Origin of the sequence: Geomicrobium sp. JSM 1781026, assembly GCF_041949955.1 — a bacterium.
GTDB lineage: Bacteria > Bacillota > Bacilli > Bacillales > Marinococcaceae > Geomicrobium_A.
This window is the reverse complement of sequence record NZ_JBHFQF010000002.1, coordinates 454,018-478,840: the sequence shown is the minus strand read 5'-3', so window position 1 is coordinate 478,840 and position 24,823 is coordinate 454,018. Positions and strand designations below refer to the sequence as shown.

Annotated in this window: 18 protein-coding genes, 1 pseudogene and 1 CRISPR repeat array; of the genes and pseudogenes, 15 read left to right on the top strand and 4 right to left on the bottom strand. The window is 39.2% G+C overall.

The genetic code is table 11. The features are described 5' to 3' along the window. Positions 1-55: 55 nt before the first annotated feature. From ACE1TF_RS05280 to ACE1TF_RS05265, 4 genes are all read left to right on the top strand, one after another. On the top strand, positions 56-1,411 hold the full coding sequence (locus tag ACE1TF_RS05280) for a sigma-54 interaction domain-containing protein (RefSeq protein WP_081829458.1): 1,356 nt from the start codon (positions 56-58) through the stop codon (positions 1,409-1,411). Between the two features lie 167 nt (positions 1,412-1,578). After that, the gene (locus tag ACE1TF_RS05275) at positions 1,579-2,844 is read left to right on the top strand and encodes a hydroxymethylglutaryl-CoA reductase, degradative (protein ID WP_375014899.1); all 1,266 of its coding nucleotides are present in this window, start codon (positions 1,579-1,581) and stop codon (positions 2,842-2,844) included. After that, positions 2,837-3,076 (top strand): hypothetical protein, encoded by a 240-nt coding sequence (locus ACE1TF_RS05270; protein ID WP_042403880.1) that lies wholly within the window; start codon positions 2,837-2,839, stop codon positions 3,074-3,076. Before ACE1TF_RS05275 ends, ACE1TF_RS05270 begins: the two co-directional genes overlap by 8 nt. Positions 3,077-3,088: 12 nt before the next feature. Then, positions 3,089-4,444 (top strand): tripartite tricarboxylate transporter permease, encoded by a 1,356-nt coding sequence (locus ACE1TF_RS05265; RefSeq protein ID WP_375014897.1) that lies wholly within the window; start codon positions 3,089-3,091, stop codon positions 4,442-4,444. A gap of 180 nt (positions 4,445-4,624) precedes the next feature. On the opposite strand, the gene ACE1TF_RS05260 is transcribed toward ACE1TF_RS05265, so the two are convergent. Beyond that, positions 4,625-4,774 carry a RuBisCO large subunit C-terminal-like domain-containing protein gene (locus ACE1TF_RS05260; protein ID WP_375014895.1) on the bottom strand — a complete coding sequence of 50 codons (150 nt, stop codon included), beginning with the start codon at positions 4,772-4,774 and terminating at the stop codon, positions 4,625-4,627. A gap of 91 nt (positions 4,775-4,865) precedes the next feature. Between ACE1TF_RS05260 and ACE1TF_RS05255 the strand changes: the two genes are divergently transcribed. After that, positions 4,866-6,500 carry an SWIM zinc finger family protein gene (locus tag ACE1TF_RS05255; RefSeq protein ID WP_375014893.1) on the top strand — a complete coding sequence of 545 codons (1,635 nt, stop codon included), beginning with the start codon at positions 4,866-4,868 and terminating at the stop codon, positions 6,498-6,500. A 742-nt stretch (positions 6,501-7,242) separates the two neighbouring features. Then, positions 7,243-7,515, top strand: coding sequence for a DUF3892 domain-containing protein (locus ACE1TF_RS05250; protein WP_375014891.1), 273 nt, complete (start codon positions 7,243-7,245; stop codon positions 7,513-7,515). 45 nt (positions 7,516-7,560) lie between these two features. Here ACE1TF_RS05250 and ACE1TF_RS05245 read toward each other — a convergent pair whose 3' ends face one another. Beyond that, positions 7,561-8,307, bottom strand: coding sequence for a helix-turn-helix domain-containing protein (locus ACE1TF_RS05245; protein WP_375014889.1), 747 nt, complete (start codon positions 8,305-8,307; stop codon positions 7,561-7,563). 509 nt (positions 8,308-8,816) lie between these two features. Here ACE1TF_RS05245 and ACE1TF_RS05240 point away from each other — a divergent pair. Genes ACE1TF_RS05240 through ACE1TF_RS05225 form a run of 4 tightly spaced genes read left to right on the top strand, consistent with a single transcriptional unit; the run spans position 8,817 to position 13,397 of the window. Then, positions 8,817-9,734, top strand: coding sequence for a fumarylacetoacetate hydrolase family protein (locus ACE1TF_RS05240; RefSeq protein ID WP_375014887.1), 918 nt, complete (start codon positions 8,817-8,819; stop codon positions 9,732-9,734). A gap of 20 nt (positions 9,735-9,754) precedes the next feature. Continuing rightward, the gene (locus ACE1TF_RS05235) at positions 9,755-10,570 is read left to right on the top strand and encodes a TrmB family transcriptional regulator (protein ID WP_375014885.1); all 816 of its coding nucleotides are present in this window, start codon (positions 9,755-9,757) and stop codon (positions 10,568-10,570) included. A 56-nt stretch (positions 10,571-10,626) separates the two neighbouring features. Further along, positions 10,627-12,606, top strand: a complete 1,980-nt coding sequence (locus tag ACE1TF_RS05230) for a sodium:solute symporter family transporter (protein ID WP_375014883.1) — start codon at positions 10,627-10,629, stop codon at positions 12,604-12,606. 29 nt (positions 12,607-12,635) lie between these two features. Then, a complete protein-coding gene (locus ACE1TF_RS05225; protein WP_375014881.1) occupies positions 12,636-13,397 on the top strand; it encodes a cyclase family protein in 762 nt (253 codons plus the stop codon). A 647-nt stretch (positions 13,398-14,044) separates the two neighbouring features. On the opposite strand, the gene ACE1TF_RS05220 is transcribed toward ACE1TF_RS05225, so the two are convergent. Further along, positions 14,045-17,140, bottom strand: a complete 3,096-nt coding sequence (locus ACE1TF_RS05220) for a DEAD/DEAH box helicase (RefSeq protein WP_375014879.1) — start codon at positions 17,138-17,140, stop codon at positions 14,045-14,047. Between the two features lie 418 nt (positions 17,141-17,558). Between ACE1TF_RS05220 and ACE1TF_RS05215 the strand changes: the two genes are divergently transcribed. The 5 genes and pseudogenes from ACE1TF_RS05215 (at position 17,559) to ACE1TF_RS05195 (ending at position 22,970) form a co-directional block, all read left to right on the top strand. Then, a complete protein-coding gene (locus ACE1TF_RS05215) occupies positions 17,559-17,831 on the top strand; it encodes a hypothetical protein (protein WP_375014877.1) in 273 nt (90 codons plus the stop codon). Between the two features lie 165 nt (positions 17,832-17,996). Continuing rightward, a pseudogene (locus tag ACE1TF_RS05210) lies at positions 17,997-18,121 on the top strand (3-ketoacyl-ACP reductase); the annotation flags it as partial. Between the two features lie 1,244 nt (positions 18,122-19,365). Beyond that, on the top strand, positions 19,366-20,685 hold the full coding sequence (locus ACE1TF_RS05205; RefSeq protein WP_375014875.1) for a DUF262 domain-containing protein: 1,320 nt from the start codon (positions 19,366-19,368) through the stop codon (positions 20,683-20,685). Then, positions 20,669-22,468, top strand: a complete 1,800-nt coding sequence (locus ACE1TF_RS05200; protein ID WP_375014873.1) for a DUF262 domain-containing protein — start codon at positions 20,669-20,671, stop codon at positions 22,466-22,468. Before ACE1TF_RS05205 ends, ACE1TF_RS05200 begins: the two co-directional genes overlap by 17 nt. A 220-nt stretch (positions 22,469-22,688) precedes the next feature. Next, complete coding sequence (locus ACE1TF_RS05195; protein WP_375014871.1) at positions 22,689-22,970, top strand: helix-turn-helix domain-containing protein; 282 nt, start codon at positions 22,689-22,691, stop codon at positions 22,968-22,970. Between the two features lie 471 nt (positions 22,971-23,441). Further along, positions 23,442-23,877: direct repeats of the CRISPR family, unit length 32 nt; unit sequence ATTTCAATCCACGCACCCACGCGGGGTGCGAC. Between the two features lie 259 nt (positions 23,878-24,136). On the opposite strand, the gene ACE1TF_RS05190 is transcribed toward ACE1TF_RS05195, so the two are convergent. Continuing rightward, complete coding sequence (locus ACE1TF_RS05190; protein WP_375014869.1) at positions 24,137-24,727, bottom strand: malonate decarboxylase holo-ACP synthase; 591 nt, start codon at positions 24,725-24,727, stop codon at positions 24,137-24,139. Positions 24,728-24,823: the final 96 nt, after the last annotated feature.

The following is a 24,823-nucleotide window of genomic DNA, read 5'->3' as shown; positions in this document are numbered from 1 at the left end:
TTAACCGTTTCGTTTATAATAAAACCACATGAATAATTGAATAGGAGGCTTTGAAGTGTTTAAACAATTCCTTGATCAGATGCACGACGGGATGCTGATTATTGACGAGCATGCGAATGTACGATATGCAAACCAATCGTACTATGAAATATTAGGCATAAAACAGCGTGACATTACGAACATGCAACTTGAAGATATCCAATCTAACACGCGAATTGTAGATGTGCTAAAAACGGAGCAACCGCTAATTAATGTTTCGTTCGACTTTAAGCAGACTGGGGTGAGAATTGTTGCGAACATTACACCGGTTTACGATTACAATAAAAAGAAAATTGGGGCGATGTCTGTCTTTCGTGATTCAACGAAAACTCGTCTTTTAGAGGATGAGTTACGACAATTAAAGGGATACACAGCGTACTTAAAAGAACAGCTAGGTCATGTTCCTTCCCGTCGTTTTTTGGAGAGAATTGAGTCACGGGAACCGATCTTTCGCGACATTAACGAAAAACTATTAAGAGCTGCCCAGACTGACTCTGTGATTCTCCTTACAGGAGAAAGCGGAAGTGGTAAAGAAGTCGCCGCCGATGTGTTGCATGGACTAAGCTCGAGAAGTGCAGAACCTTTCATTAAAGTGAACTGTGCAAGCATTCCTGAAACTCTCATGGAAAGTGAATTCTTTGGGTACGTAGAAGGTGCGTTTACTGGCGCAGTCCGCTCGGGTCACAAAGGTAAGTTTGAACTTGCTCATGGCGGAACGCTCTTCCTTGATGAAATCGGGGACATGCCGTTGCCTTTGCAATCGAAATTATTACGGGCACTACAAGAGAAAAAAATTGAGCGAATTGGCGGGGAACAAAGCATTTCCATCGATGTGCGAATTATTGCAGCTACGAACGCAAATCTCTACGATCTTGTGAAAATGAAAAGGTTTCGAGAAGACTTGTACTATCGATTGAATGTAATTCCTATTCATCTCCCACCATTACGTGAACGCAAAAGAGATATATTGCCTCTATCTACTGAGATTATTAATGATTTTAACCAACGGACAAACAAGCAATTATCGTTATCTGCTGAAACAAAAACGCATTTTCAAAGCTACACTTGGCCCGGAAACATACGTGAGTTGCGCAATGTGCTAGAACATGCTTTTGCAATGACAAATACTGGGGAACGAATTCAAAATGACCACTTACCGGAATATATGATGAAACGTTCCACAAGTGCTTACTCACCAAATGAAGAATCCTCGTTTCTTGAGCAGTATTTACGATTCGAAACGATCGAAAAAGAAGCCATGATTGAAGCACTTGATCAAACAAACAACCACCGATCTACAGCAATGCAATTACTCAATATGAGCCGACGAACCTTTTATAATAAACTTAAATATTATGAGATCGATGACTAACCGTATACAAAGTATACATGTTGTATACTTTGTATACGGTTCTAGTGGTTTTTTGTGCATAATGTATACACGTCAATATGTATGTACTATCCGTAAGCGTTTCCAAAGTTGGAACGCTTTTTGCATTTCAATAACACGACTAAATACATAAAAGGATGGGAAGCCATATGACTTCTAAATTTTCAAAGTTTCATGAACGCACAATTGAAGAACGAAAGGAATTGATATTTTCGACGAGCAGATTAAAAAAAGAAGAACAGCAGTTATTTGAGAATGAACAGTACGATCAACTGTCCGATCAATTAGTCGAGAATGCTTTTGGAGTCATGGAAATTCCACTTGGCGCAGCGGTCAATTTTGTCGTGAATGGACAGGAACGCATTATCCCTATGGCGACAGAGGAGTCCTCAGTGATTGCTGCAGCGAGTCACGGAGCGAAACTCACACGACCAACTGGGGGCTTCACAGCCCGCTTAGAAGAAAGCGGAATGTTTTCTCAAATTCAAATTCTAGGTGTATCGGATGTTCACCATGCGAAAATGAAGATCCTTCAGCACAAACAAGAGCTGATCACACTCGCAAATGATCAAGATCCTGTACTAAACCAGCTTGGTGGAGGAGCTTACGACATCACTGTACGAGTACTCGAAACACCACCGGCGATGATCATTGTCCATCTTCACGTCCATACTTTGGATGCGATGGGTGCGAACGCCACAAATACGATGGCTGAAAAGATTGCACCTAAGATTGAAAAGATTGCCAATGGCGAAGCCAGGCTGAGAATTATCTCCAACCTCGCAGACAAGCGGCTTGTACGTGCATTTTGTGAAATCAATAAAGAAGACATCGGCGGCAAAGAAGTCGTACAGAAGATTGTAGAAGCTTGTAATTTTGCAAAACGTGATCCTTATCGTGCAGCCACTCATAATAAGGGCATTATGAACGGCATTACACCCATTGTGTTAGCGACGGGGAATGATACAAGGGCTGTTGAAGCAGGCGCCCATGCGTATGCAAGTCGAAACGGATACTACACTTCCCTTACTCAGTGGGAGATGAATGAAGCCGGTAATCTCACAGGAAGTATTGAATTGCCAATGGCCGTAGGCACAATCGGAGGAGCGACCGCTGTTCATCCGAAAGCACAAGCAAACTTAAAAATCCTCCAAATCCAATCTGCCAACGAACTCGCAGAGATTATCGCATCTGTTGGACTTGCTCAGAACTTAACCGCCCTTAAAGCGCTATCGACTGAAGGCATTCAAAAAGGACATATGAAGCTTCATGCCAAAAACATCGCTCTAATGGCTGGGGCCAAAAACGAGGAAATAGCTGAAGTAGCACAATACCTCGTTAAAGAAGGCAAATTCAGATCAGATATTGCTGAACAATATTTAACACAATTGAGAGGTGAACGAACTCATGGATGAAGAACAACGCAAGCCTTTTGTTGAAATTTGGGCAGACCATGTCGGGATTCGTGATATGGTCATTGCTATCTTACTCTGTGTCGTCCCTGCAATGGCGGGGTATATTCTGGCGCCTAGTGAGCCCCCGCTGCCACTCGCTCTCGGGCTCACCGGTGCTTTCATTGGCTTTATCATCGCATGCATTATTATTAAACCAAAGCGCAAGCTCCATGAAGAGCAAGCGGAAGAATAGAGGGAAGTACAGATGGATCCAGTCATCATTTTACAAATGATTTTAGCAGGCGTCGCAGGGGCGGTCATTTATACGATCATAGGCGTCGCCCCAGGCACAGATGAAACCGCTGTGCTTGCCCCCGTCACGCTGGCGCTTATTCTAGCAGGCTTATCCCCTTATGCCGTGTTGGCGTTCTTTATATCAGCGATCACCGCCAAAAAATTAACGGATTCAATTCCTGTCGCTGTCGCGGGTATTCCTGGGGGAGTTATGGCGGCCCCGATGGTCGAACCCGCTATGGTCTTAAAATCTCACGGTTTATCTCATCAAAGCATCAAAAAAATGGCTTCCGGTTCAGTCATCGGTACAATTATATCTATTCCTGTAAGTATCGTACTTGCCATTTTCATCATGCCTGTTGCAGATGTAATCGTTGGATATGAAGGGCTTATCTTCTTTCTCGGTGCAGTGTTTCTCGCACTGTTAACAAAAAATAAATGGTTATCTTTAGTCGCCATACTGCCGTTTGCTTTATTAATCCAAGGGTTAAGAGAGCTGTACTGGGCAACCGGCATTATTCCAGAAGATTCGACCGTGTTTATTTCCTTCTTTCTCGGCATTACGATTGGTCCAATCATGTTCAGCTTGTTTGAATTATTAAATCGCGATGCCAGAAACGCCTTGCCTCGCTATGACCATAAAGTGATTACATTTAAAGAGTCTAACGACAATCGGGGGTTCCCTAACCCATTCAAAATACTCAATAAAAAAGAAGTGGCTTCCGCTTCTACAGGTTCTCTACTTGGATCCCTTACATTCTTCCTTTCGCCCGTCGGTATGACAATCTTTTATGGCGAGCTTCTTTCGAGGAAAATTAAAGACCCAGTAAAAAGAGCCTCTCGTGCTATCTCTACGATGGACAGTTTAACGAGTGCAACGTATATGGCCGGGATTTTAATCCCGCTGATTGCGATTGGATTGCCACTCTCTCCAGTCGCAATCGGACCAGGTAACGCCTTATTTAATGCACCGCCTGTTTTTGATACAAGCAACAACATTCACCATCAACTGTCCATAGGTGAAATTATTATCGCTACCATTATCGGTGCTTCCATTGCCATGATCTTCACGTACTACGTTGCCATGAGATACGCCAACCAAATTTGCAACTTCGTCTTCAAGCTCGTCCCGCACGAAGCATTAATTGGCTTATTTATGGCTCTCGTTTTTATGCTTGCCTACATGGATGCCGGATGGGTTAATATCTTTGGCGTCGTCCTCATTGGACTAGTCGCAGGATTACTCCACCGCAACGGCGTAAACTACGGTGTATTGTTTATGATTTTATACGCAGCTCCTTGGTTATTAAGCATAATTGGAGGGTAAATCAAAGAACAGAACGTCAAAGAATTTTCATACCTCAAATCACGTTACACCCTCGTCCCCACATCGTCACTTTACGATGTGGGGACGAGGGTTTTCGCATTATGTTCAAAAGTATAACAGCGGTTGGAACTTCATCGTCCCAATTTATCTCTAGAAAAAGACTGAACATACTCCCGCCACCTAAACATCAAACCTCTCAATAGCTTCCTTTAACTCCTTGTGTTCTTTACTATACGTACTAATGGACACTCCTTTGACTGCCGCCTCCCACCCTTGGCGCATACTCCTCACTCCGGCTTTCACACCGCTCGGGTGAGAGAGAATACTCACCTTATCCCTCCTCTCCAATTAATAGAAACAACCGTTTCTGCTAGAATGGACGTAGATTAGGCGAACAACCATTCCAAAGGAGTTGCCCAACATGAAATGGGAGCATTTATTTCCAGAAAAAATTTTAGATAGAGGCCATGCGTATTACGCTGATGAATTGGTGGAAGACCTTGACGTATCAGCAACCGTGATCCAAGCGAATGTTATAGGCAAGGATCTGTATTACGTACAAATAAAACATACGGATGGAGTAATAGGGGCGATGTATTGTGAGTGTCCTTATGCGCTAGAAAATCAGCATTGCAAGCATATGGCGGCTGTCCTCTATGAATTCGATGAGGGAAACGATTTGAATCACGTCGAAAGTACCCATATGACAGAAGACATTTTTCATCTAGTTGCACGAGCAGATGACACGCTGCTACGGGGGTTTTTAACAGCGATTTTGTCAGAAAACAGTGAACTACTCGGGCGCTTTAAAGGAGAACTAGGCGTACCTCTGTCAGAAAGTGATGTTCAGCGCTATAAGCTAGAAATTAACGACATTTTTGCAGAGTACGAGGATCGGCACGGTTTTATTGGCTATTACCAAGCGAGGGAGCTTTCAATGGACCTCACTGACTACCTTGGACGACATGTACATTTACTGATTAACACTCGTCAAGTTTCTGAAGCCTTTGAAGTCGTTAATCATACGTTCAGAGAACTGCATAATTTGGCAATTGACGACTCTGGTGGGGAAATTGTGACCATCTTGAATCATTGTGTCAGGCACTGGCAAGAAATAATTAGCCGTGCTGATGAGGCACAAAAAGTTGACATGTTTGACTGGTTTATTCAACAACTAGACGGGCACGTCATTGATTATATGGAAGAATATTTGGAAGCTGTCGTATTCGATCATTTTAAGGAGAAAGCTTTTCTCAAAAAGAAAGAACAGCTCGTTGATAAGAAATTACATCAGTTGTTTCGTACAGAAAGAATCGCGTATGACACTGACAAATGGTTGCTGCGAAAAATTGAGTTATTGGAACAGCAAAACGTCCAGCAAAGTGAGATCGATGACTATTGCAAACAATACCTCCACTTCAACGGAGTGAAAGACTATTATGTCGAACGATGCCTAGAGCGTAAAGACTTTCAAACAGCTGTCGAAGTGTTAGAAGAGAGCAAAGTCAGAAATGGAGATCTTCCAGGAATTGTCGCTCGAGACAGTGTAAAATTAAAAGATTTATACAAACAAACTGGAAACCACTCGGCTTATCTCCAAGAATTATGGTACTTAGCCTTGAACCATCACGCTGGAAACGTAGAGATTTTTAACGAGTTAAAACGACAATATACTGTGGAAGAGTGGGAAAAGCAACGCGAAGTGCTTTTCGAACAGCTTCCAACGTACGCTCCCATCCACAGACTGTACCACGTGGAACAGCTATACGACCGGCTACTCGCATTCGTCCAATCATCCTCATCGATCATGCTGCTAGAGTATGAACATGTTCTAAAAGACAAATATCCCGAAGCACTGCTAGAAAAATACGAATCAATCGTTCAAGCAATGGCCGAAGAAACCGCCAACCGAAAGAACTATCAACAGATCGTCAAACTTCTAAGAAAAATGAAACCCTATCCCGACGGCGAAAAACGCGTCGCCGCCCTCAAAACAAAGTGGCAACAGCAATACAAAAACCGCCCGGCAATGATGGAAGAGTTGAATAGGTTGTAGGGAAATGGCTATTTGTTAGTGCATAACGAGTGGGCGACCGAGTACTGAGAGATACTTGTAGTAGAAGCGAGCAAAGCCCTGGATCCGTCTTACAGATCCAGGGCTTGTTGCTGGTGTTTTATTTCAGTCGATGCTGGGTTCGATGCCCCACCCCCACAACCAAAGGGGAAACGTATTACAATCCACGCGCACCCGCACGGGGTGCGACCCTCTTCGGAGCTTCTCATGCCGGTATCGTCACTATTTCAATCCACGCACCCGCACGGGGTGCGACGAGCCGGTCTGCGTCCATATGCTTAGGCATTGCACGCTCATTTCAATCCACGCACCCACGCGGGGTGCGACAGTTAGTTGATTAATCCTCTTTCCTTCCAGTCCTTATTTCAATCCACGCACCCGCACGGGGTGCGACCGATTATGGCTTATAATTATACTATAACCGTTATATTGTCTGCATATTCAATCTTCTATAGCTTTTTTACATATGACAATTCCACTCTCTGTTACATAGTTTATCACAATTGACCGAAAATTTGGTGCGGGTCACCTAGGGATTTTATGTTCGCTTGGGGTTCGCACTGCTAGTTTCACTTTCATTATACATTACTTTGTATATGAATTTCATAAGTTCAGAAGCACCTAAGTAAAATTTCAATCTATTAGATTTTGTTCAACTAAAATATTTTGATATATATTACTTTTCTATTTAATTTTAGTATAATATACTCAAGGAGGTGAAAAAATGCCACAAGAAATCACTCATATCAGAGTAAGCGATGAAAATGCACAATCAACAGAAAGAATTGTACAAGTAAGACTTCGAAATAGTGAAGAACCTACTACTGAAAAGGTAGTTCACGACATTAGAAATGAAAATGACTCTTATTTCTATACAACTTCATCCTCTACAAAAGCTGAGGTTGAAGCTGTTCCCAGCAGTACAGGACGATACTATATTCGAACTAAGAAAAACGAAACTACGAAAGATAATTTATTAATGCTTCCTAAGTTTTAATAAAAAACCAGCCCGAATTATATTTCTGGCTGGTTTTTTATTGAGTTAATCTAACACTTTTCTCCATATTGTTATTAGTTCAGGTATAACGTTTTCAATTGTCTTATAATTATTCTCCAGAAATATACTAGGATTTACGCCAAATGAATAAGAAAAATTTGATGGTAAGTCTGACATTTCATTGAGTATTTCATTTTCTACATACTCATTGTCTGTATCGATATGATACATAATTTCATCAAGATTAATCTTCCTAGCATAAACCTCTATCGATTTAATAAGTGCATCTTTAATAATTGATTCATTCACTAGTTTCATATTGACTATGACTATAAAATCTATGACATCTAATATTACTTTTTCTCTACCTATGACTCGAAAGTTAAAATAAATGTTGATCGCATTTATTTCGTGCTTATTTTGAATTGTTACAGACCGATACTTGTTGTATGGTTTTACTTTACAATCAACACCCACTTGCTCAAACAAAAGTTCTAAATACTTAACATTATCCGGACTGAATATTTGATGTCTTAAAAATAGCGGGTTACTTTTATTCCTCTCATATATATCATCAAATTCGACAAATGAAACATCATCTTCTATAAGATCTTTAATACTACAATCCAATGCTTGTGCCAAGTCACTAGCAATATTCATTGTAAAGTTTCTAGTAGTATCATTTTTCATAGCCCTAATTGTATTAATGCTATTAACCGACATTTCACTTAACTTATTTAAAGATATCTCTCTTTCCTTCATTAGCTTTTTAACATTATTCTTATAGAACATTAATTTCACACCTTAATTCAATTTTCATTACATTTTAATTTATAGCTATGAAAATATTAACCTCCATTCTATTGTAGGCCTGTTACTTCCGTAACTTAATAGTATTAAATGCCTGCCATAGTCGCCTAACTGTATATTGTAATGCTACTACTCAGTATGCCTAGTCACATAAGCACAGTCCCTCTTTCATTTGCCCACATGTGCAAATTGATTCGTTTTTTAATAACTAACCATTTGCTAAATGTAGAAAAAGGGTCTATTACGCTGTACTGAATAGGCATGAGTAACTAGTAACTGTCCCTGTTATTTACCTCACAGTAATGGACAGCCACTTAGACAAAGGTCGATTTCAATTAAAAATATACAAATGTGACCGACGGAATAAAACTCACAGTTGCAACGAATGTATTGATTGCATACTCACGACAAAATAAAAAGTATTAATTTTCAGTTAACTAATTGACATGATACTACTCAAGTAGTATGATTATTTCAATTAACGTTGAGAGGTGATTCTATTGAGGTACATCACTTTTATTGATCCTGATGGAAATACGAGTATTGGTTTGTTGAAGAACAATCACGTCTATGATTTTCGGTCCATAAACAATGAACAGCTACCTACTACTATGCTAGATTTTATGAAGAATCATGAACAGTTCACTCCATTAATAGCAGACACTTTAACAAGCCAAAGCCCAACATACGAACAAAATGAGGTTACGTTACTCCCGCCCATTCCTACCCCACCGAGCATTCGGGATTTTATGGCGTTTGAGGAACATATCGTTAATGCAACGAAACAAAGTGGCATTACGCTTGCAGATGAGTGGTATGAGATTCCTGCCTTTTACTTCACAAATCACCTTGCACTATCTGGTCATAAACAAACCATCGTCCGTCCCCGTGACTGCAAAGCGTTGGATTATGAACTAGAAATCGCGTGTGTCATTGGCAAAGAAGGGATAAACATAACAGCAGACGAGGCAGAAGATTATATCTTTGGATACACCATTCTTAATGATTGGTCAGCACGCGATTTGCAAATGAAAGAAATGAAGGTAGGACTTGGGCCAGCGAAAGGTAAAGATTTTGCCACCTCTATTGGTCCCGCTATCGTTTCTAAAGATGAATTGGATTCTTTTAGAATTGGAGATAAATATGACCTCTCCATGAAAGCAACTGTAAATGGAAAGGAGCTTTCAAAAGGTAACTTCAAAGATATTCACTATTCTTTCGGCCAAATGATTGAGCGCGCTTCTTCAGGTGTGCGCCTGTATCCAGGTGACATTATCGGTTCAGGAACGGTGGGAACAGGCTGTTTACTCGAATTAGGACGAGATGTACATCGATGGTTAGAGCCTGGGGACGTTATTGAACTAGAAATCGAAGGAATAGGTAAGTTATTAAATACTATTGTTGAGTAGTTAAACTAGGAGAATTAATCATGGACAACGATGAAGTCATTGAAGTATTGAAACAGTATGGTTTTACGATGTATGAAGCAAAAGTTTACAGCTCTTTAGTCTATAAAAGTCCTGCGAACGGAAATATGATCGCAACCCATTCTAGCGTACCTAGCCCAAAGGTTTATGAGGCACTCAGGAATCTTAGTAAAAAAGGGTTTGTTTTCCTTGTTTCAAGCGGAGATAAGTCTACAAATAAACTATACACGCCATTACCATATAAAGATTTGATCCAAAGGATTGAAGAACGAACGTACGAACAAATTCGCTTTCTAGGTGAATCTCTTCAAACGATATCTGACCAACATGAAAAGACATGGCCCGACTTATTTCATGTTGAAGGGTATGAAACCTCAATGGATGCTATTGTTACTAAGATTAATGAAGCCAAACACTCGATTCTTTTAAGTGGTTGGTCCAAAGAAATTATAACTTTACAACCTTTTTTGTTAGCAGCTCATAAGCGAGGAATCCAAATTGTTAGTTTGCATTTTGACATGAATCCAACCCTAAACACTATTCCTTGGAGGTGTTTTGACCACCTGTACACAGAAACTGTGATGAAGCGTCACAAGAATGAACTGACATTAGTAATTGATAATCAGACCTCAATTAATTTCGAAGCCAATCCTCACCATGCGAATACAGTTATGACCAATCATCAATTTATGGTACAGACTTCTGTTAATTACATTCGACATGATATTTATGTTAATCGTGTTCTTCGTGATGTTGGTGAGCACAAGTTAAAAAAGCTCTATGGGGAAACGTTGGAGGGGTTAATTGACGACTTTTAAACCTCTTCATTAATTCAAGTTTTTGTAAGCGCTTTATTAAATTGGAGGTGATTTCTATGAGTTTTAATCTTTTATTTTTAGTCATGTTACTTGTTTTTGGCTTTATACTTGTTGCCGCTTCGTTTGCTACAAGAAAATGGATTCGCAGTTCCAATGACTACTTAATCGCTGGACGTGAAGTGGGCTTAATCGTGAATATCTTTGGTGTCGCTGCCATTGGTTTTGCAGGAACCATGATTTCATTAGGCCCCGGTCTTACCATCCTGTATGGTTTTTGGGGATCCATTGCTTTTGGCGTTGCCTTTATGTTTATAGGATTGGCACTATATGGGTTTTTCTTCACTCCTTATATACGGCGCTCTGGAGCTCACACATTACCTGAATGGCTTGAAATGCGGTTTGATGCAAAAACGCGGCTCTTAATCACGATTTCTTCAATCTTTGGCTTGCTTGGAATTATGGCGAATAATGTTATTTCCATGGCCATCATTACAACCGAATTTACCGGATGGTCATTATTGTTAACCCTTGCTGGAATTTTCTTTGTGTTTTTATTCTTCACGTACATTGGTGGTTTTTGGGCCATTACATTAACAGATTTCATTCAGATGGTTATTGGTTTGATAGCCATGCCAGTATTGCTTATCTCGATCATTATGCAATACGGAGGAATGAGTTTCATATCAAATAATTGGCCAAGTGGCAGTTCATTTTTAACTGGAGGGATCGGTGGAGAATCGATTCCCATCTTTTCGTTGCAATATCCGAGTATTTTGACTTTCATTGTAATGTTTGGTTGTTTTCTCGTGTGGGGCAACAACTACTATTGGTTAAGAGCTTCTACTACGAGAGATGAGAAAACAGCAAAAATGTCATACATTTATGCTGCTCTATTACTAGCCTTAGTTCCCTCACTAACCTTAACCATTGTCGGATTATATACTGGAGCTGCTTTCCATGAGCTACTACCACCGTATGGAACCTCTGATCCAATGGGAGCCTATGGCTTAATGCTAACATCATTGCCTATTGCCGTTGCAGCGATCGCCTTATTAGGAGCACTTGCGGCATCAATATCAACCTCTACAACTGCTTTAATTGGAGCTTCTAGTACGGCTGTGAGAGATATTTTCCAACGTTATATTAGGCCCGATGCTACCGCTAAACAACTCATAAAGCCATCAAAAATCATTACGCTTGTTTTAGGGTTACTCGTATGGGGATTAACGTTCTATCCAGGAGGACCGTTATATTTATTTGCATTTTCGACCGCATGGCTAGGACCTCCATCCATACTCGTAGTTCTGGGTATTTGGTGGAGACGCACAACGATGAAAGGGGCGTTTATCGGAGGGTTATCTGGTATTATAGCTACAACTTTAGCGACGCTGTTAGGCGATGTTGCCGGCATCATCCCGATTAGTGAATACACCCACATAGGGATTATTGGTTTAGTTGTCACCTTATCCGTTACAGTCCTAGTTAGTCTAGCTACCCAACCAAATTATTATGGCAACAAAGATTGGAGCTTAGACGCTCAATCGGATAAAGTAACAATTGAGAAAAATAGCTATGAAGAATCCGTACTTTTGCTAATCTACAAAGGTTACAACACCATGGTACAAATTACTGATATGCTTGGCGTAGACTCGTCCGTGAGTAATAAAGCCATTGAGAACTTGGATCGTCAAGGTTTCTTGCAGCGTCATAAGTTAACAGGGCCTGGCTTTTACTCTTTTACATTGACTGAGCGAGGGAAAAAGCATAGTCAACCTCTTGTTACTTTAATTACCGAAAATCTAACACGAGAAGAAATTAATTTCATTGAACAAATTGACGCTGGAATTGAACACTTTAACAACTATATCGATACTGAGAATTTAGAGTCATTAAAGATCTCGGCTATGTTCTCGAAATTAAAAGAAAACAACTATTTAATTGAAAAAGGATTATGGAAACGGAAAATTATCGTCAGTAAGAATGGAAAATCGATCATTCAAAAGTTCGGTAATTCAACCCAGGAACGGCAAGCGTAGCAATATATTTTCATTAGGAGGGCATGTAGATGACAAAGAAAATGATTGATTTAAGCGTACCGATGGACAACCGACTAAAAGAGCCTTTTCCACCTAAAATTAAGTATGATTCTCATGCGAACGGAGCAAAGCAAGCAGCCGGCCTTTTAGGGCTAAAGGCAAGTGATTTCCCTAACAATGAAGCTTGGGCTACTGAGACCGTAACATTAACCACTCATACAGGAACACACATCGACGCCCCGTGGCATTACGCTTCTACAGCAGCAGGAAAGCCAGCAAGAACTATTGACCAGTTACCCATTGAATGGTTTTATGGAGACGGAGTACTATTTGATTTCAGTGATAAACATCCAGGATATGAAATTCAAACCCAAGATCTAACCGACCAACTTGAAGAAATGAATTACGAATTAAAACCATTAGATATCGTGCTGATTCGCACCGACACTGATCAATATATTTATACTGATGAATACTTGGCCTCCCAACCTGGAATGTCCGCAGATGCGACAAGATGGTTAATTGAACAAGGTATAAAAGTAATGGGAATTGACGGTTGGGGCTGGGATATTCCGCTCGCACTACAAGCAGAAAATTATAAACAAAACCCAAGAGAAGGTGTACTTTGGGCAGCTCATTTCGTCGGAAAAGAAGCAGAATATTGCCAAATCGAAAAGCTCGCAAACCTAGATCAACTGCCAACTCAACACGGATTTAAAGTAGCCGCCTTCCCAATAAAAATCACAGGAGCGAGCGCAGGTTGGGTTCGTCCCGTAGCAATCATTGAATAGTTCGTCAGAAGCAAGAGACCAGACTGTAATTAACATTAGCAAGCGAATGCATACAGTGCAATTCATAACTATAACAGCATGAGGTATCAACATGTTACTGCCTGCCGTATGCCAGTGAAAATTGCAAAAGAAGTGATTTTCATTTCATTGCGGTAGGCATTCTTTATGCCTAACCGTCTTTACAAACTAGCTGTTCAATATGTGGCTCTTCCTGTATGTTAATACTCCCTGACTCAACAAAACTTTCCAATAATATATACTAAATTATCACATAAAAAGGAGATCATTACGTAGAATCCTCCCTTTCTATTAATGGTTTTAGCAATGTTCTTTCAATAACTAACATTTATTTTTTCTTTTTCCATTTTATCTGTCTACTGCTGTCCCATTACGTTTAATATACTATTTGTCCGTTATTCCCTACATTTAACAACCAGCAATTAACGTACACTATTTTAATCGTGAAAAGAACGCAAGAGCCATTCCTGCGCTCTAATGAATTTCCTATAATAAACAATATTAAATATCGTACAAGAATAAATAAGGATACATACATGCGCTATTCCAATAGTTTACATGGATCACTTCATAAGCAACAAATACATATATCTTTTCGGCTATCTAAGTCTTATTAATAATCACCTTGCTTATTTTGCCTCTTCATTATAGTTACCAATAATTGATATTGTTTTGTCTGCCACTTCACTACCGAGAGATCCATATAATTCCTTATCACCGATGACATAAAATTCCTCTTTCGCACGGGTTGCTGCTACATTCATAATGTTGGCTTCAGAGACGGCCCAACTAGCTGCACCACTGCTAGTAGAATCTGCTCCTAACACAAAGTAGACAATCTTTGCTTCTTTTCCTTGAAACGTATGTACGGTTCCAACGTTAACCGGTTTTCCGTTTTCTCTTTTTGTGAAATTAATGTCATCTAGCACACGTGCCACTTTAAAAGCAACGTTCCTAAATGGTGTGATGACATAGATGTCTTCAGCTAAATCCGGGGTGTCTTGCAAACGATTCGTAATTAGCTTTTTAAGTAAGAGAGCTTGGTCTTTGACATACTTGTCAATGGCATTTCCTTTTGAATCAAACCAATCTGATTTACCTTGTGCAGCATCTCCTTCTTTGCCTTGAACCATTAAATTGTTATACGAGATTTCATTAGAAATGGTAAACATCGGATAATTTGATCGTCGGTGCACCCAAAGAGGAATACCAATCCATTCTTCTTCATCTTTTTGAAAGCCAAACTGACTCGTTGCATCAACAAGTGTCTGAGTCGATGCATCACCCGAGACGAATGTTTCATTCACTTTGTAATGCCTTCCTATCAAGCTCAAAACAGGTGAATCTAATGTTAATACAGGCTTAATTTGCGATGGATCTCCAACGACCATCACCTTTTTACTTCTAAAGATGGCCCCAACACTCGCTTGTGGAAGTGCTTGACCAGCTTCATCTATAAATAAATTCTCTATTGAGTTTTCATTCAGGTGTTTAAACATCCGACCAAAACTAGCAAACGTTGTGCTAATGACAGGGATCGTGAAGTTGATCCATTGCCACGACTCAGCAAGGATTAGAAGTCCATTTTCTTTTGCAATGTACTCAGACTGTCTTTGCCAAATCATCCTCGCCTTCTTTACATTCTTTCTGTTCTCATAAAGGAATTGTTTCCGTACTTTTAGTGCTAAAATAAAGAGCTCTGATTGTAAGGTACGGAAATGATCAGAAAACCAAGGGTTGGATTTTTGGAGTTGATCATAGGAGAGTGAAAAATCAAGTATCCTCCTATCACTTCCCTCCAATTCTTCCGTCAAGGCTGTTATTTGCTGCTCTAAATTTCGCAAAATCGTTTGTTCAGTACTAATCCATTGATTGAATTCAGCCTGTGATTCTTCAATCCTTTTCACTGAGCTCTCTACTCTTTTTTCATAGTCATTTATTTGCTTTTCCAATTTCGACTGCGTCTTAATTAAGTCTGTTTGCTGTTCAGTCAGCTGATTCAATTTGTCATTTGCGCTCGTAAGCTCATTCATATATTCGTTCATTTCCGGCACCTTTAACAGTTTTTTCACCCAGAAAAGGCTTGGCTTTTTTGCGATAATGACATTATAATTCCTTTCAGCTTGAGCTTTTACATTTTTTCGATCTTCGAGTTCGATAGATTTACTGGCATGTTTCTTTTTCAAATGAGCCTTTTCCTGTTCGACTCTTTCATTGTCGTCTCTCTCTCTTTTTTCAAAGGAGGCTAAGGCTTCATGCTTTTGCTTTTCTTTTTCATTAAAAGCAGCCCGTTGCTCAGTATACTCATTTTTTACCTTTTCAAGAAGATATACCTTTTCACTGAATTGTTGTATCGTTTCCCTTTCTTTTTTTAATCGTTCAGTAAGACGAATAAATTCCTTATAAACATCTTCATTAGTTTGGTAGTCATCTTCTAAATTTCCCTCAATTGATTTGATATGTAAGAGAACGTTATTCATATTTTTTGAGGTGCCACCCTCTAATGAAAAGGTTCCCCAATTCTCATCTTCTACATGTTCAAAGGCATGAGCAGGATGTTTTCCAATCCCTTCTCCCTTTACTCCAAAGTTGGATAAATGCTTAAAATAATCAGCCTCAGCAAGCTGCTTTTGAAATTCTTCTGAGATCTGTTCGTTCTTCGGCAATTCTCTAACAATGTTTTGAACCGCACCGTTATTTGAACTGGCAACAACGATATTCTTCTCAGAAATAATGTGTGGCAAAACACCCAATTTGGCATTTTCCCAGTACGTTAAGCTACCATCTATACGTTTTGTAGATAAAGCGACGATTTCCGATGCTTGTTGCACAACTAAATCCGCAAAAATATCTTTAAGTAAGGTGGTTTTACCTGTCCCTGGTGGCCCATTTACACTCCGAATGGGGTTACGATCATTTGATGCGAGATTAACCGCAACCTGTTGCATAAAGGACAATGCAAACTTCGGATTACTCGGGAAACGTCCAAGAGGGAAAAATTTCGGCTGTAAAATACTCTCAAAAGCATTTCGATTAAAATGAGCGGACTCTTTATTGCTGTCAAGATTGTGGCGAGGTCCTACAAACCCATTAAAATAGCGATCCAAGTTCTCATTCGACTTTTTCTTTGCTTTATTCAAATCCTCTATAAAAAACGAATGGAGTTTAGGATCACTATTCGCAACATTATTCACGAATTGATAACGAAAATGTTCTTTAGACACCACGTATTTTGTAAAAAGTTCCTTCACTGTTTGATTAAAGTCTTCTTCAAATCTCTTTTTCAGATCCTCTTTAAAGTTCTCTTCAAATCCGGTGAAGTCTTCAGGGAATTCTTTGTATTGTTGAACATAGCCACTCATCGTAAAGAATAATTCGTCTTCTTTGAAATTAAGTTCGTTATCAAAGCTTAATAAGAAGGTGAACTTCTCAGATTTACTTACCTCTTCATACGATTTTTCAATTTTAAATTGACGCCGCAACAATTCAATTACTTCTTCAAAATTGAAAATACCGAAATAAAGAATAAGACCAGATTTTTTAAAACCCTTGTCTGTAATGTTTCGTTCTTCTTTTTGTTTTTCTAAGAAGCGTGAGAAAAAGCTATGCCAATCTTCTTCCTGAGTACGTAATGGCACTAAAGAAGAATCTTTTTTATTAATAGAACCTTCCGACAGCTGTTCAATCATAATCCACGCATCTAAAATATCGTTTCGTCTATTCATGTGCCCCCCTGAATATATGTATCTGTTAACTAATTTCCCACAACCTGATTTGTGATGCAGCCATACATTCTAGCAGCACCAATAGGAGTAGATCTCTTGAAAATTTTAACATAATTATGGGATTTTAGCAGAGAACCGGTCACTTCACTATTATCGTGCGACTTGCTATAGCTGTAGCTTTCCGTATATTCTCTCCGATGAGGCAAAATCGAATTCTTATTATTTTCAACCTTTTTTCATGTTGGCAAAAAAGTTAAATTTTACCTCACATTATAGAAAGAGGAGATGAGAATAAATGAACCTACGTAGAATAATTTTTTCGGATTTTTTATTTTTAATCTTTATGGCTTCAAGGCCCCCCGTTATAAGTGCTCAAGAATCTTAGGAGAAGTACCCTGACAACTCTGATAAGACCTTCATGACTGACGAAGATTTCTATGAGAAGGTTGTTGATAAAGAAGAGTATAAAGAATTCTCAAAGGCAAAACTAAATGTTAGAGAGAAAACATCTTTTAAGGACGTTAACGCTCTGCAGAAAAAATACCACATTCCGTCATCTTTAGAGGGTAATGGATTCCAACCTGATAGACAATTTTATTTATTTATCTCAGTATCTCAAGATGGGAAATCAGAAATTGATGCGATAGATGATGCAGAGAACGAAAGACTAATTACTCATCATAATAATTAATGTCGTCACTTACATCGCTAGAATCTCCTTGTTTGAACGAGAGACCTTGGCACTTATTGTTTACAGAGCTACTAGTTTACTTTTGAAGGGGTCGTTTCTGATTCAAATGCAATGAATAAGAAGCTACGTAATATGACTACTGGAAAACTAATCAAATTCCCCCTTGGTCCAACTGCGACTCCATTATTTTTGGATGGAAAAGATGAAAAAACAATTGATGATTTCAATGCCTCTCCCTTGAACGTCTAGGTACACCGGAAGACTTTTCTGACACAGTTACATATTTAGCAACTTCAGAGCAAAGCCCTGGATCCGTCTTACAGATCCAGGGCTTGTTGTTGGCGAGAGCCATTGTAGCTGGTGGTTTATTTCATTCGATGCAGGGTGCGACATTTCTGATCGTACAAAAAGATACTACAACTTGGTATTTCAATCCACGCACCCACACGGGGTGCGACCAAGAGCGAGCCACATGTCGTTAAACTTGTGCGGTATTTCAATCCACGCACCCACACGGGGTGCGACATACTCAAACCTAACGTATTTGCCGAAGGAGCCAATTTCAATCCACGCACCCACACGGGGTGCGACACGTGTTTTGGGGATCGAAATTGCCGTTGAGTTTTACAATTTCAATCCACGCACCCACACGGGGTGCGACAGGTACACGGATACTTGACCATTTAACAAGGGGTTTATTTCAATCCACGCACCCACACGGGGTGCGACTGCGATTATAGCTTATAATTATACTATAACCGTTATATTGTCTGCATATTCAATCTTCTATAGTTTTTTTGCATATGACAATTCCACTCTCTATTACATAGTTTATCACAATTGACCGAAAATTCGATGCGGGTCACCTAGGGATTTTATGTTCGCTTGGGGTTCGCACTGCTAGTTTCACTTTCATTATACATTACTTTGTATATGATTTTCATTAATTCAACACAACAATTGTATACAACATCTACTTTGTACCGATTCGTCAGAGATCTTTACCAAGAGCTCTTGTTGTATGATTTGTCAACTACTATACATACCAAACGCTTCTCTACTTTAATTGATACAGATATTCTATTTTGTTCGCCTCCATGTGAATATAAACGGCGAAGAACTCTACTATTTTCAATTCATTCGTCTCGTAGGAAGTGTGACTTTAATCAACTAACTACCCAGTTAGTTGCGTAAATTTCAACCCACGCAACCATGCAGAGTTCGTCTCGGAATTACCGTCAAAATTCTATCACCCAATAATTACAATCCACACACCCATAATGGGTGCGACTTATCCAATTGTCTTAATAGCAAAGCATATTTCTTTTTCCATCCATGCACGCAGGGTGCGACGCCATTACTACGCAACTAACTGGGAGTAATGTTTAATAAGTAGAAAAATATGTTATATGATATGTGCTTCTGATGAAAAAACAAGTTGTTTGTTATATACTGGAAAATATCACTCATCTAATGCTCAGTTCAATGCTTCTATGTTTTCAATTCTCTCGAAAGATAGTAAGGACCGGTGATGATGCTAAAAGAACAGCAAATTGTGTCCGTAAGGGAACTGTTGTCTTTAAACTTACGTATCCCTGAATATCAGCGTTCGTACAAATGGAAAGTATCGACAGCAAATATGTTGTTTAATGACCTTCTCCACGCTTATCAAAATGGTATTAGTGAATATCGAATTGGAACGGTGATTCTACATAAAGACCCTTCGGGTAAATTCAACATTGTTGATGGCCAACAACGTCTTACGACATTGACCATCTTGCTTTTTTGTCTCGGTAAAAACACGATGGACTTCTCGCTTTTGTCTGAAGAGTATGATGATATTTCTAAAAACGCCATACTTGAAAACCAACAGTTATTCACCCAAAAGAAAAATGACTTGGAAAATAGGTTGAGCGATTTTATTCAGTATATCGAAGAATCCTGTTCGATCGTTAAAGTCGTGACTGACTCAGAGCAAGAAGCTTTCCAGTTCTTTGATTCGCAGAACAGTCGTGGGAAGGCTCTGTCACCACACGATTTGTTAAAGGCGTATCATTTACGGGAAATGAGCGGTTCAGATGAAGATGGGACTGGTAAAATCGTTGATCATTGGGAAGAGATGGACCAACGACAACTTGAGGCATTATTCTCTGATTTTCTTTACCCAACCATTCAGTGGTCAAAGAGACGAAGTGGCATCAATTTTGATACGTCAAGAATTTCCATATTTAAAGGTATAAAAATGGATACTACACATCGTTATGCGAAATACCATCTTGCCTCTCATATTTATAGTGAACAATACAATATTAGTCCTTATCGCCACCTAATAAATGTCGAACTCCATGCTTTTCAACTCACGCAACCTCTTATTGCTGGAAGACGCTTTTTTCATTTTATTTCTTACTACGACAAGTTACTAAAAGATATCACAGTGAAAATTGAAAAAGTATTTTCACTTGATGAACTTCCGACAAACGGTGCAGGAAATGTGTATGCGAAACGTTTGTTTATATGCAGTCTACTTTTAACAGCTGACCGCTTCTCCATCGATGCACTCTCAGACTCTACCATAAAAAAACTCTATTCTTGGGCATACTCAATTCGGTTAACGATGCAAAACTTAACGTTACAAACGATTAACAACTATGCGTCTGCTTTAGATGACAGTAAAGTTAATCACGACATCCCACTATTTCTACAAATTTCAGAGATGCACTCCCTAGACGAATTAAATCAAATCATCCTCGATCCTATAGAAGAAATTCGTTCAACCCAAGAAAGTCTCGAACCGGTAATCCGTAAAATAAAAACGATTAACATGGTGGTGATCGGAAATGAAGAAGCCTCGTGAAGTGGAAGAACTGTCTGTAAGTAAAGTTTTTACTACGCATGAATACGTAGTACCAATCTATCAACGTAATTATGCGTGGGGACAAACTGAAATTGAACTGTTGCTTAATGATATTGATTACTTTCAAGTCACTAGCAACACCGATAATTATTTTCTTGGAAACCTCATCGTTAACAAAAGAAAAAATGACCAGTTGGAAGTCATCGATGGGCAACAACGTCTTACAACATTGTTTATTTTGTTGACTTACTTACAGTTACCCAGAACGAACATACTTGAATTTCAAGCCCGTAAACGTTCGAATTACACGTTAGATGTACTTGAAGACACCTCTAAACTTCGCTATGGAACGTATACTGAAGAAATTGTCCAAGGTTACGCAATGATCGAGAATTACTTTAAGACTTTCTCGGAAAAAGAGAAAGACCACTTTAAGAAAAAGCTTGACTCGGTAAAGCTATTACAAGTACAGGTTCCTCCAGATACAGACCTGAACCATTACTTTGAAATTATGAACAATCGCGGTGAACAACTGGAATTGCATGAGGTTGCTAAAGGAAAGCTATTAAGCCAATTATCTTCCTCTGAAGAAGAGAAGCGATTAGCTGCTACGATTTGGGACGCGTGCGCGAACATGAACAGATACGTCCAAATGAACTTCGACAAGTCGATACGGGATTGGCTCTTTGGAAGTCAATGGTCCACATTTACGTATAATAATTTTGACGAACTGCTTGTTGCATTCCAGTCATTCGAGAAACAGACGCAAACAAATAAACGCACTCAATTGTTAGACATTCTAACAACAGCAAAAAAACCAGTACAAACGAACGAAGCAGAGACGATTTACGAAAGTACTCGTTTTGAATCCATATTAAGCTTCCCGAATTTCTTACTTCAAGTCAATGCCTTAGATCATTCAGAAGATGAGGAACAAGAAGAGCACTTACTTAATGATCAACATTTATTAAGTATTTTAAGTGAGAATTTCATGAGTTCCACTTCTGCAAAGAAGTTTATCTTTAATCTTTTATACGCCAGAGTTGTTTTTGACACATTCATTATTAAACGAGAGTATTCCGCTAAGACCCAAGACGACGGAAAATGGTCACTGCAGAAGCTCTCAAAACAGAACAAGTATGACGCACCTAAATACAACTCAACGTTTGCCAGACACCAAGATCAATTAAGAAAGTTACAATCATGTTTACGTGTAACATACACTTCTCCACGAACAATGAAATGGATTCATTACACGTTACTTCACTTAATGCAAGCGGCATCAGAACAAAAAAACAAGCTCCATAACGACCTTACCGAGAAACTAGTCAGTCACCTAGAGCAGTTTTGTATTAGCAGACTAGAAAGAATTGATTTTGCAGAAACTACAGGTTTTCAAATCCAGCGAATCGCCTTCACGTATTTAGATTACGTACTTTACCGAGATAACAAAGGCGATCACATCTCTTCTGAATGGGATTTTCAATTTAGAAACTCAATCGAACATTTCTTCCCGCAACAACCTAATGGTGAATCCAACAAATGGAGCGAAGAAGACGTTCACCACTTTGGAAACCTTGCACTCATTACAGTCCAAGATAATTCCAAGTTCTCAAATCTACCACCAACCGGGAAAAAAGAAAGCTATAAGAATGTCATTGAACAAAGTCCCAAGTTGAAACTTATGGCAAATCTCTCTAAAGACTGGACGCCAAATCAAGCCCGCATTCACGGTGAAGAAATGATTGAAATCTTAGAAGCAGAGATTCAGCGCTTTAGGTAATTCCTAAATCAACACTGGAAAACCTTGGTGAATTTGCTCTACATCTGTTAGGGTTGTGCAACCATGTGGTCCGTCCCACGTTTTTTACTTAAGTGGTAGGATAGCTGAGCAAAAGTGTAAAATCTTATCAATCAAAAAGTGTCAACTTCATTCTAGCGTTTACAAGCCTTATCTCTGCACGATTAACTTGCATTACTAAATTTGAAAGGAGTTTATCTGAATGAGCTGGATTGATGATCGTATCCATGAAGCCAGGAAAGACCCTGAATTTGAAAGAGAATGGCAAGCCTTAAAAACCCAAAAACGCATAGCTAATAACCTGTCACGATTGAGAAGTGAACAAGATTTATCTGTTCAATCACTAGCTGCAAGATTAAATGTTCCACCATATCTACTCTCTAAAATCGAATCCAGAGATATAGACGTATCCGAAGACCTCTTACAAAAACTTGCAGAGCATTTTAATGTTACCGCTGATGAACTAAAAAGTGACCCAACGTAACAATGGACATCTTATAAAGTTACATTACTACTTAGGTGGCTTAAAGCATGAAGAGGCTATCCTTATGCTTTAAGCGGCTCTTTGCTTTTGAATTTTTAATTGCACCACAAAATATTTAATAAATAGCCTTCCATATAATGAGGAATCATGTGAACTGAGAGTGTCACATTCATAAACAGTCTACAAACCTTTAAATGCTTTTATACGAAGTCTACACTTATTATTATTATAAAGTTCAAATTGGATGTAAAAAAATAAAATTCAAAAATAGAACTATACAAATCAATACCCCAGGCGCATCAACTAATAAAAAAGTATATAGAATTGTACTACTTATAACTAAAGTTGCTAATGATAATAAAACTCATTTACATTCTTTTCTTAAAATTCGCAATAATTAAAAATTAACTAACCCCAATGCGAATGTGATTTTAAAAATCGCAAGCTCCTTTAAATTACTACTACTAAATTATTTCAATCCTCGCACCCACGAGGGGTGCGACACTATCCAATTGTCTTAAAAGCAGAGCATATTTCAATTTCAATCCACGCACCCGTACAGGGTGCGACATAACATCAAATCTTGGTTGCAAATGTGTTTCCCCATTTCAATCCACGCACCCATACAGGGTGCGACCCGGCGCACTGTCGCCGAACTAGAAACGGGCGTAAGAATTTCAATCCACGCACCCACGCGGGGTGCGACAATACTGAATGCACCAATTTCAATCATCACTTTGTAATTTCAATCCACGCACCCACGCGGGGTGCGACACCGACTTCATTGCGCATACGGCGGGAAGGGGAGCATTTCAATCCACGCACCCACGCGGGGTGCGACAAAAACAATATTCTTACGCATGCATTCAATTTTGATTTCAATCCACGCACCCACGCGGGGTGCGACTGCGATTACAGCTAATAATTATACTATAATCGTTATATTGTCTGCATATTCACTCTTTTTTGCTTTGTTCAGCGCATCTATCATTGTATCTATTACATACTTTATCACAATTGACCGAAAATTTGGTGCGGGTCACCTAGGAATTTTATGTTCGCTTGGGGTTCGCACTGCTAGTTGTTCGGTCGTGACAGTATAACTGTGAATACCTTAAAGGAATTGCATGCATATTTTTGATACTCAGTATTAGTTGCGAATACTGTTATGCCCAAGGGTGTTGACGAAGTTCCAGTCCTAATGATGTCTTGAACAACACTCCATCCCCTTTGGCAAATTCTCTTAGAGAAAACCACCCACCATTAGTCTCAACAATAGGATCAACATAAACAAGTGCTTGGTTTAATTGTTCAAGGAGATCATTTGCTTTAGAAACTTCCATATGTTTGCATCTGATAATAATATCGAAATCACTATACTCATTCATAACGTTTGTTCTGGTGGCAATTTCAAAGCCAACGCTACCTATTGGTCCCCAGCTATATTCTTGCAAGACTTTTTTTACGTATATAAAAGTTTGTTTGGCTTTCTCTAAGTGAAGGTACTGGCAAGGATAACTCTGTAATTCATATGGCGTTATCCTTTTAATCACAACTGAAGGATTAACGGTTGTAGCGAACCGTTCACTACGATTGCTGCCTCTAATACCGATGGGGATCGCTGTAGTAGTTTCAGCACGTCTGACAACAACAAAAGGCACTTGTTGAAGAGAGCTTTGAACCCATAGAGGAGCAGAAGTATGCTCTTTTAAGAAGGCTATAACATTTATTTTCAATAAATCATGTGGCGTATACAAAACCCCACCTCCTAAAAAATAAATATTTCGAAAAGTATGGACAATTAAGTATATATCCATTATAATCGAAAACCAGTACACAGTCGACTGTATACC

Coding starts and splice junctions, on each gene's coding strand:
- ACE1TF_RS05275 (WP_375014899.1), top strand. CDS start 1,579: ATGACTTCTAAATTTTCAAAGTTTCATGAACGCACAATTGAAGAACGA.
- ACE1TF_RS05270 (WP_042403880.1), top strand. CDS start 2,837: ATGGATGAAGAACAACGCAAGCCTTTTGTTGAAATTTGGGCAGACCAT.
- ACE1TF_RS05265 (WP_375014897.1), top strand. CDS start 3,089: ATGGATCCAGTCATCATTTTACAAATGATTTTAGCAGGCGTCGCAGGG.
- ACE1TF_RS05255 (WP_375014893.1), top strand. CDS start 4,866: ATGAAATGGGAGCATTTATTTCCAGAAAAAATTTTAGATAGAGGCCAT.
- ACE1TF_RS05250 (WP_375014891.1), top strand. CDS start 7,243: ATGCCACAAGAAATCACTCATATCAGAGTAAGCGATGAAAATGCACAA.
- ACE1TF_RS05245 (WP_375014889.1), bottom strand. CDS start 8,307: ATGTTCTATAAGAATAATGTTAAAAAGCTAATGAAGGAAAGAGAGATA.
- ACE1TF_RS05235 (WP_375014885.1), top strand. CDS start 9,755: ATGGACAACGATGAAGTCATTGAAGTATTGAAACAGTATGGTTTTACG.
- ACE1TF_RS05230 (WP_375014883.1), top strand. CDS start 10,627: ATGAGTTTTAATCTTTTATTTTTAGTCATGTTACTTGTTTTTGGCTTT.
- ACE1TF_RS05225 (WP_375014881.1), top strand. CDS start 12,636: ATGACAAAGAAAATGATTGATTTAAGCGTACCGATGGACAACCGACTA.
- ACE1TF_RS05220 (WP_375014879.1), bottom strand. CDS start 17,140: ATGAATAGACGAAACGATATTTTAGATGCGTGGATTATGATTGAACAG.
- ACE1TF_RS05215 (WP_375014877.1), top strand. CDS start 17,559: ATGACTGACGAAGATTTCTATGAGAAGGTTGTTGATAAAGAAGAGTAT.
- ACE1TF_RS05205 (WP_375014875.1), top strand. CDS start 19,366: ATGCTAAAAGAACAGCAAATTGTGTCCGTAAGGGAACTGTTGTCTTTA.
- ACE1TF_RS05200 (WP_375014873.1), top strand. CDS start 20,669: ATGAAGAAGCCTCGTGAAGTGGAAGAACTGTCTGTAAGTAAAGTTTTT.
- ACE1TF_RS05195 (WP_375014871.1), top strand. CDS start 22,689: ATGAGCTGGATTGATGATCGTATCCATGAAGCCAGGAAAGACCCTGAA.